8 protein-coding genes and 1 pseudogene are annotated in these 9,209 nt (G+C 48.0%); 4 read left to right on the top strand and 5 right to left on the bottom strand.

The window, feature by feature from the left end; translation table 11 throughout:
* Nucleotides 1-447 (bottom strand): annotated as a pseudogene (locus Q0314_RS06410) (carboxynorspermidine decarboxylase); the annotation flags it as partial.
* Between the two features lie 91 nt (nucleotides 448-538).
* On the opposite strand from Q0314_RS06410, the gene Q0314_RS06405 reads away from it, so the two are divergent.
* The gene (locus Q0314_RS06405; protein WP_009492400.1) at nucleotides 539-760 is read left to right on the top strand and encodes a MoaD/ThiS family protein; all 222 of its coding nucleotides are present in this window, start codon (nucleotides 539-541) and stop codon (nucleotides 758-760) included.
* Between the two features lies 1 nt (nucleotide 761).
* Nucleotides 762-1,196: a molybdenum cofactor biosynthesis protein MoaE gene (locus tag Q0314_RS06400; protein ID WP_298057617.1), complete on the top strand. Its 435-nt coding sequence runs from the start codon at nucleotides 762-764 to the stop codon at nucleotides 1,194-1,196.
* A 370-nt stretch (nucleotides 1,197-1,566) separates the two neighbouring features.
* On the opposite strand, the gene yedE is transcribed toward Q0314_RS06400, so the two are convergent.
* From yedE to Q0314_RS06380, 4 genes are all read right to left on the bottom strand, one after another.
* Nucleotides 1,567-2,634, bottom strand: a complete 1,068-nt coding sequence (yedE, locus tag Q0314_RS06395) for a YedE family putative selenium transporter (protein WP_298057616.1) — start codon at nucleotides 2,632-2,634, stop codon at nucleotides 1,567-1,569.
* Nucleotides 2,635-2,969: 335 nt separating this feature from the next.
* Entirely contained in the window at nucleotides 2,970-4,925 is a 1,956-nt protein-coding gene (locus Q0314_RS06390) for a flotillin domain-containing protein (RefSeq protein WP_298057615.1), read from the bottom strand.
* A 21-nt stretch (nucleotides 4,926-4,946) separates the two neighbouring features.
* Nucleotides 4,947-5,567 carry an OB-fold-containig protein gene (locus Q0314_RS06385; RefSeq protein ID WP_298057613.1) on the bottom strand — a complete coding sequence of 207 codons (621 nt, stop codon included), beginning with the start codon at nucleotides 5,565-5,567 and terminating at the stop codon, nucleotides 4,947-4,949.
* A 164-nt stretch (nucleotides 5,568-5,731) separates the two neighbouring features.
* A complete protein-coding gene (locus Q0314_RS06380) occupies nucleotides 5,732-6,799 on the bottom strand; it encodes a toxic anion resistance protein (RefSeq protein WP_298057611.1) in 1,068 nt (355 codons plus the stop codon).
* Between the two features lie 264 nt (nucleotides 6,800-7,063).
* Here Q0314_RS06380 and Q0314_RS06375 point away from each other — a divergent pair, with 264 nt between their 5' ends.
* Entirely contained in the window at nucleotides 7,064-8,260 is a 1,197-nt protein-coding gene (locus tag Q0314_RS06375; RefSeq protein WP_298057609.1) for a molybdopterin molybdotransferase MoeA, read from the top strand.
* 24 nt (nucleotides 8,261-8,284) lie between these two features.
* Nucleotides 8,285-9,209, top strand: a 925-nt coding sequence (locus Q0314_RS06370; protein ID WP_298057607.1) for a hypothetical protein, incomplete at its 3' end; no start/stop codon positions are given.

The raw sequence follows: 9,209 nt of genomic DNA, 5'->3' as shown, positions 1-9,209 counted from the left end.
TAGGCGGCTGTAGCGACCGCACGGGTTATACGCATCAGTCGGCGCGACGGATAGCTCCGGATTTACGCGAAGGCCGCAGGTAACGCCCGCAGCTAGGGCTTTTTGCTTAAATTTCGTCCACTGCGCAAACGAGTTAAAAACCACATGTTTTGAGAGCGCTAGCACCTCGTCTATGTCCTCGTCTTTAAATGCCGGCGAATAGGTATGGATCTCGCCGCGAACGTATTTTGCGGCAAATTTAGCCTCATGAAGGCCGCTACACGTCGCGCCGTCTAGATACTCGCCGACAAGCCCCATCACGCCGCTAAATGCAAAGCCTTTTAGGGCGACTAGCACCTTTGCGCCGCTTTCATCCTTGATGCGTTTTAAAATTTCGAGATTTGCACGCACCTTCGCCTCTTCGCAGACGTAGGCGGGCGTTTTTATTTTGCTTAAGATTTCGTTCATTACGGCTCTTTCGTTTAAAATTTGGCGTAAGTATATCTAAATATTTTTTTAAGTAAAATCAAGAAAAAAATTTAATTTCAAAGGCAAATTTATGGTAGAAATCGAGTTTTTGGGCCCGATAAAGATGAATAATTTAAAGCTGGAAGCGGCAAATTTAAGCGAAGTAAAAGAAAAACTAGGCGAATACGCGGAGCTATCCGAGTGGCTAAAAATCTGCGCCGTCGCCGTAAACGACGAGATCGCAAGCTCACTAGACGCGCCGCTAAAAGACGGGGATAAAATTTCCATTTTACCGCCGGTTTGCGGAGGTTAAGATGCAGATATTTGATGGAAGTCTCGACGCCAAAGCGATCACAAACGCTTGGTACGACGAGTTTAAGGACAAAAACTGCGGCGCGCTCATCACGTTTACCGGCATCGTGCGCGAGGAAGGCGGCATCAGCGCGCTTAGCTTTGACATCTACGAGCCGATCCTGCGCAAATGGCTAGCGGGCTGGGAGCAAAAGGCAAAGGATCTGGGTGCATACGTGCTTTTTGCGCATTCTCGTGGGGACGTGCCCGTGCACGAGAGCTCCTACGTCGCAGGCGTCGTTAGCCCGCAAAGAAAGGTCGCCTTGCGCCTGATAAACGAGTTTGTCGAGGACTTTAAGGCTAATGCGCCGATCTGGAAATACGACGTAGTGAGGGGCGAGCGTATCTACGCAAAAGAGCGCAGTCAAGCGATCAGAGGAGCCGGGCTTTTAGGATAAATTTTCTCGGTGCGGCCTTATCGTACACGCTGAGTAAATTTGACGGCTTTTTAGATCAAAGTTTTATTTCTTGCGGGCTAGACCATGATGTTTAGCCTTCTTTTACTCCCGATCGCTATCAAATTTTGCAAATTCCAGCTCGCTTTTTATATAAATCAAATTTAAAAATTCGGCATTTCGTTCTTTGCTCGCCCAGACCCGCACCGCGAAAATGTCAAATTTACAAATTTAGCAAGATGTGCGACAAATATTCCAGACAGAATAGGCGTAGTTTAGCTTTAAAATTTTAACCCGTGAGGGCGCGTATATGAAATACGTAACCAAAACGGGTTTAAAATTTTAAAGCTTGAAATCCGTCGTTTATGGGGAATCAAGCGGCTTTTTTGTGGAAAAATCCCACATAAACCGCAAAAACAAACCCCATCGCCACCGCCCACGGAGCCGCCGCCGTTATGGCGCTAGGAGAGCTAGCGAGCAAGAAGTTATGCGCTACGGCCGCGCCCGCCGCCATGCCGATGACGAATATAACTGAGCTTAGATTGCCTGTGCCCATTTGCACGAGATGCTTGCCCGGGCAGCCTTCGCTAAGGCTAAAGCAAAGCCCAGCTAGCGTCATGCTAAGGAAGTTCCAAACCACGTCGTTGTGCGCGATAGGCTGGCCTTCAAAGCCGAATTTATACTGCCCGAGCGCCAAATTTACAATGCTGGCAAAAACGACGATACTGATAATGCCCGTAAACATCGAGAAATCCCCTTTAAAAAGCCTACCAAACGCCCCGACGCTACAAAATTTGCTTTTGTGCATTAGCGCGCCCACGACGACGCTAAAACCAAGCGAGATCAGGATCGGAGCGTGCATGGAGCCCGGGCCTTTTGCGGAGCTAAAAAGCGCGCCGTTTTCGCCGAGCTTTAGCCCAAACGCAAGCGCAGCAAGCAGCAAAATACCGATAACCGTCGGCAAAACGCCTATCGCGGCCTGAGTTTTAGTCTCGTGCGTGAGGCCGTAACCGAGCTTTTTGAAAAATACGCCCGCGCACACGCCCGCAAAAATACCGACGACTCCCGCAACCGCCGTCATATCGCCGCCGCCAAGACGCAAAAACGCTCTCCACGGGCAGCCCAAAAACACGAGGCAGCCGATCATCGCGAAAAATCCTAGAAAAAAGCGCACGAAAGGCGACGAGCCCGTGGTCGCGCTAAACTCCTTCGTCCAAAGCACGCTGGCTAAAAAGCCGCCCAAAATGAGCCCGATGATCTCCGGGCGCACGTACTGCACGACTCCTGCGCGGTGAAAGCCGAGCGCTCCCGCCGTATCGCGCAAAAAGCAAGCCGCGCAAACGCCCATGTTGCCAGGGTTGCCAAAATACACGAGCAGTGCACCCAGAGCGCCGAGCGCCGCACCTGAAACGATAAACCATTTTGAATTTGAAAAATTCATGAAGTGTCCTTTGAAAAGGTAAAATCGACCCGATTTCTTAAGCTGTATTTTACTGATGTTAAAATAAAAAATTAATAAAATTTGCTTGGGATTTAATCAAATTTGAAAGGGAATATAAAATTTAACTTAAGCAGTTAAATTTACATAAATATTAAACGTGTTTAAAATTTGTAGATGTTAAATTTACAGCCGTGCAGACAGCTCAAAATATGCCAAAAACAACCACAAAAAGCAACTATTGTTTTGATTGTAAAAAAGGACGGCCAAATTTAGCCGGCTTTACCGCGCTAGTGTGCCGCCCCTTTACACAACTTTAATCAAATTTGAGGCTAGATTTACTTTTTCTTACCGTCTTTTTGTTCGCTTGCAGCATTAAATTTCTCAGTCTCTTTTGCGCTAAAATTTGACGCGTCTTTAGCTTTTTCGCAACCGTCCAGCAGGGGCGAGGCGATATTTTGTATCCCGCCGTTTAGATCGATGCCGACTTGTTTCATTAGATCGTCGATTATCGGTGCATTTACTTTATAGTTTAGAGACGCATTTACGATTTGATCGGAGAGAGATGCTCCAGCGTTGCTAACGCCGCCGTTAGCATTTGAACCCGCACCGCCCTGATTTGCGCCGCCCATGCCCGCCATTTGCACGATTTTGATAGAGTCGATTTTCTCTGCGGGTTTTACGACCTGGGCGATGATTTGCGGCATAAACTCGATCAAGGCGAGCTTAAATCTATTTTCCAAAATCGCCGCCGAGACGATGTTTTCGGCGTTATTTATCTCGGTTTTACCCTTAGCCTCGACCTCGTAGTTTAGCCTGTTGGCTTCAGCCGTTATCTTTATGGCTTCGGCTTCTGCGGTAGCTTTGATCTTTAGCGCTTCGCTTGTGCCCATCGCTTTGATTTTGGCAGCTTCGGCTAGGTTTTCCTCGGCCTCTTTTTCAGCCTTTGCGGCGACGGTTTTTTCGATAGATAGCTGCTCGGCGTCTTGCTGTGCTTCGATTAGAGCTAGCTTTTTGATACGTTCGGCTTGTTCTATTTCGGAGGCGGTTTTGATCTTTTCCAGCGACGCGGCTTCTAGCGCCTTTTTCTCGTTGGCTAGGGTTTTAGCCACGGCTTCTTCTTCGACTTTTTTAGCGATTTCGATATTTTTGCTCTGATTTGCCAGCTCAATGACTTTTTCCTTTTCTATCTCGGCTTCTTTGACAACTCTGGCCTTTTGCACCTCCACCGTTTCTATGGTTTTGGCCTTTTCGATTTCAGCCTGTTCGATGGCTTTGTGAGCGGCGATCCTGACCTCTTCAACTTCTTGATTTTTCTTGGCTATCTCGATGTTTTTGTTTTGAGTGGCGATTTCGAGAGCTTTTTCCTTTTCGATCTCGGTTTCTTTGATAGCCTTTGCTTTGTTTATCTGCGCCTCTTCGATAGCTTTGTTCGCGACGATCTTGGCTTCTTCGGCCTCCTTGCGCCTACTTTCGGCTTCTTTTGCTCTTAGCGCTTCTTGCTCGGCTTGGAAATTCGCTATCTTGGTTTGTTGCGTGGCTTCGGCCTCGGCTTGTTTCCTTTGGATTTCAAATTTCTCCGACTGCGTTTCATAGTTTTTCTGCGCGATTTGTACCTCGGTCGAGCGCTCGATATCGTTTCGTAGCTTTTTGCGTTCCTCGATAGTCTGCGTTAAGCTGGTCAAGCCCTCGGCGTCAAAGGCGTTGTTTTCGTTAAAAAACTCTTTAGCCGTTTGATCTAGCGACGTGAGAGAGACGGACTCTAGTTGAAGGCCGTTTTTAGATAGATCGGCTTCGATAGCGTTTTTGACCTGTGAGCTAAACTCATCCCTTTTTTCGTGTAGTTCCTTCATCTCCATCGAGCTTGCCACCGAGCGGAGCGTAGCGATGAGCTTGCCTTCTATCAGCCCGGTTAGCTCGCGCAGATCGATCGTCTTTTTACCCAGCGTTTGCGCCGCGCGCGAGATAGACTCTCTATCCTCGCCCACTCTGATATAAAAATCAGCCGTAATATCCACGCGCATTCTATCTTTGGTTATGAAGCTATCGCTTTTAGAGCGAGCTACGGTAACTTTCATCGACTGCATATTTATGTCGATATAATCATGCAGTATCGGCAGTATCAGCGCGCCGCCGTCCACAACGACCTTTTCGCCGCCAAAGCCCGTTCGCACGAACGTAAGCTCCTTTGTCGTCTTTCGGTAAAGCCTTGAAAAGACGATACCCAAAATGATGATAGAAAAGAGTCCTATGCCGACAAATACGGCCAAAGAAGTCATCCCGTCAATGTTCATACTATTCTCCTTAGATTAAATTTACTGTTTTTTCTTGATGTAAAAGTTATTTTTATCGATCCTAACGATGAGCGCGGTATCGCCTTTTACAAGCTCTTTTTCATCGGCAGCCCTTGCAAAAACGAAACGTTCTTTTCCGTTTTTATCCGCAACTTTAACGTCGCCGCCTTGCTCTTTGGTTATTTTATAGTCCTTGACTTCGCATTCGCAGCCAAGAAGCTCCTTTTTACTAAAGGCCGACGTTTGCACCTGAGGCAGGTACTTTGCCGCAAGCAAGCTCACCCATCTAGTCCAAGTCAAAGCGATAAAAAACGAAACTGCGGCGATAACCGCGCTCATATACCACGCAGGCGAGGCGGAGCCGTAAAAAACGCCGGTGATAAAAAGCCCGCACGCCCCGAAGCTCATAAGCAAAATCCCGTAAAAAATCGTACTCGGCACGCCGCCTTTATTTGCCCAAGCTAACAACTCGGCGCCGGGCGCATCTATACCGTCCGCTCCGTCAAATAGCCCGTTTATCGGCTCAAGCGCTGAAAATCCGGTCATCATCAAAATAATCTCAAGCAATGTAAAAACCGTAACGATAGCCAGAGGAACGGAAAATATGAGATTGTTGCCAAGAAGCGTTAAAAATTGATCCATCTTTTACCTTTTTTGTTTTTAAATTTTGCCGTTTGCAAAATCAAATTTGACCGTATAGGTTTAAATTTGAACGGAGATTTACTCGCTAGATGCAAATTTGACGTTTACCGCTAGAAAACCTAAAACTCGTCGCGCTTTAGTCAAATTTGACCCCACTCGACTCCCTACTCTATACTATACACGTCGCTTTGCTCGATCTTTTCGAGCTTGTTTACCTTGCTTTCTAGCGTCTTGCTCATCTGCGCTATTTTAGCGATATTTTCTTTCATCTTCGGTAGCGCCTCGTTTTTGAAATTTTCTATCTTATCTAGCGAATCTATCATCAAATTTATCGCTTTTTCAAGGTTTTGGTTATCTAGCGCGCCGCCTGCGACCTTTGCCATCACGTCTGTTGCCGTATCGTTTACGTCCTGCGCGTTTTTTAGGATAACGTCGCTAGCTAGCTTGTCCATCTCGGAAACGGCCTTTAGCTGCTTTTTGCCTTCTTGCGCTGCGCTTGCGATATAGACGTTGGTTTTTAGCGCCGTGATGCTCGTTGTGATCGTGTTTTGCGTGGCGAAACTTAAAAGCGAGTTATTGTGCTTGATAGTAGCGTAGTTTGCGAGGCTTTGCTGCATCACGACAAGCACTTGACGCAAATTTTGCAGATGCATACGGATGTAAAATAGCGCCTCTTCGAGGAGGAATTTTTTCTGCTCTTCGTCTGTTTGATTTGTCGCTAAATTTTCGATGAGCTCGTCTGTTTTGCTTAAAATTTCTATCTTGCCTTTTAGGCTTTCGATTACGAGCGAGAGCTCCTTTTGCTTCTCGGAGATTTCTGCGTTTCTAGCTTCTAAAACATTTATGGAGTGTTTTAAATTTGCCGTGATTTCTTCAAACAAGCTTGACACGCTTTGATATTTGCTAGCCAGCTCGGCGGCCAGGTCTTTGCCGAGCAAGAAATTTATAAATTTCGCCCCCAGTCCGCCCTCCTTCATCTTATCGCTTGCTTTTATGAGCTCGGCGGAGTATTTTTTGACCGACTTTAGCGACTCGCCGACCGAGCTTCCCACGCTTTGGCTCATACTAAGCAGGTCGCCGACCTTCATATCCATATCGCCGTTTAGCTTCTCAAACTCGCCTAGTTCATCCTTACCAAACGATACGATAAATTCTTTGGGATCGGTAAATTCTTTCCTTTTTTCTATGAGTAAGGCGACGACGTCTTGGGGCGTTTTAGCGATTTGATTCAAAGCTTGTCCTTTGCTTAAATTTAAGAGCTATTATAACTAAATTCGTACGCTTTTTACAGGCTTAATAATAAACTTCTGTGCTTTATTAGCATAATTTACGATTAAATTTAGTAAAATCGGCAGAAATATTCCAGACGGATTGTGTGTAGTTTAAATAGTTTGCGGCGGATACGACGGGAGCGAACCGGTCGTCCGTGACCAGAGTATCCTAGCCGAAAACTATTTGAAATCCAGCCGAGCCGGGGAATCAAAAAAGGATAAAAAATGAAAGAATTTATGAGTTATGAAGCCTCTCTTGAAATTTTACGCTCTACGCTGGCTCCTTGGGACCGCGTAGAAAAGGTCACTCTCACGCAGGCGCTTGATCGCCGTATCGCCGTAGATATCGCGGCGCAGGATAACTACCCGGAGCGTCCCGTCTCGGCGATGGACGGCTACGCGTTTGCGTGGAGAGAGGATTTGAGCGAGCTTGAGCTCATCACCGACCTGCCTGCGGGCAGCGATAAAGGGCTAAAGGTGGGGGGCGTAAAATGCGTCAAAACCTTCACCGGCTCGCTAATGAGCGAAGGCACCGACACGCTAATCCCTGTCGAAAACGTCGAGGTATCAGGCGGCAAAATCCTCATCAAAAAACCCGTACCAAAGGGCTTTGCCGTGCGCGAAGTGGGCGAAAGCTACAAAAAAGGCGAAATCCTAATCAAAAAAGGCGCGACGATAGGTTACGCCGAGACTGCGCTGTTAGCCGAGCTTGGGATCTTTAACGTTAGCGTATTTGTGCGGCCCAGAGTCGCAGTACTGGCGACTGGAAGCGAGATAAAAGACCTCGGAGAGCCGCTAGAAAACGCCGCGCAAATCCACAGCTCAAACCACGTAGGCATCGCGGCCATGGTGCGCAAAATGGGCGGCGAACCCGTGCTGTGCGAGATAGTGCGCGACCGCGCCGAGCTCGTAAAAGACGCCATCGTCCGCGCGCTAAAATCAGCCGACGTCCTCGTCACCACGGGCGGCATCAGCATGGGCGACTACGACTTCGTAAAAGGCGCGCTGGGCGAAAATTTCGACATCATCATAGACGGCGCCGCGATCAAGCCGGGCCGCCACATCAAGGTCGCAAAAGCGGGCGAAAAGTATATATTTGCGCTGCCGGGCTTCCCGTACTCGGCGATGGTGATGTGCGTGCTCTACGTGCGCGTGCTGCTAAATGCGTGGTTTGGCGCTAGCGAGCCTAAAATCACGGCGATCATGGACGAGGACTACAAAAAGCGCTCGCCGTTTTTGGAGTTTACGGCGGTAAATTTAGTCAATCGCGACGGCAAAATTTACGTAAATTTAGACGGCAAGAAGCTGGGCAGCTCGGCGATCGTAAATAATCTCACAGGGGGCGCCGCGCTTTTAATCATCCCAAAAGAAACCGAATTTATCGCAAAGGGCGAGATAGTCGAAGTGCTGAAAATGGTTTAAATTTAAGTAATTTAAAGGCTGATAATGAGTGAAATTTTAGAGCCAATTTACGAGATAGAAAACCTCGCCGAACTAGAAATTTTTCTGCGCGCCCAGGATCAAATTTTAATTCGCGAGCGGCTGCTAGGCGAATTTGACCGCTACGCCTTTTATAAAAACGCTAGCGAGTGGAACAGGGCCGTTAAAATTTGCGAATGCCTAGCGATCGTAGGCTGGGGCGAGCGCGAGAGCTTAGAGGCGCTGCGCGGGAAATTTTACAACGGCTATGCGATGACCTATTTTTTAAATGCGCACGGCGAGCCGCGCTTTGTAGAAGCTATGTGGTCGAAACGCAAAACGGGGCTTACGATGCAAGACGACGATACGTTTTTTCACGAAAGTCCGGATACGGCGGGTAAAACGCTCGCGCGCCCCGTAAAAGAGGAAATTTTGGACCTCAAGCTAAACAGCCAGCACAACTGGATAGCCAAAAATCCGGTCCGCATCACGCGCGCTATCAGCAACTGCTACGAAAACTCGCGCGCCGTGATAGAAAGCCTCTTTGCAGATCTACAACCGGCGCTTAACGCCAAAATGCGCCCTAAAATTTACGGCTCGATAATCAACTACATAAAATTGGAATGCGCGTTTAGCTTTGATGACGAGCACTGCCGAACCAACTACATCATCGCGTCCGATAAGCCGCGCCTAAGCTCGCAGCGCGCTTGGGAGCTGATACGCGAAATGATGAGCGAGGAGCAGAGGCGCGCGGGCGGTTACTTTTTGCGAAATAGATTTGAGTATTCGCCGTTTAGAAAAGACACGGGCAAAACGGACGCGTTGATACATTTCGAGCCCGAATTTGGCGAGCTAGCGCCCATGGAGCAAAAGCGAAAGATGGGCGAGTATTTTTTGACGGCGCTAAAGCAGATCGCGCAAAAGCAAAGCAAGCTTGAGTATGATTTCGCCG

This window comes from uncultured Campylobacter sp. (genome assembly GCF_938040115.1).
GTDB lineage: Bacteria > Campylobacterota > Campylobacteria > Campylobacterales > Campylobacteraceae > Campylobacter_A.
The sequence above is the reverse complement of the archived record's forward strand: the minus strand, read 5'-3'. Positions and strand labels throughout refer to the sequence as shown.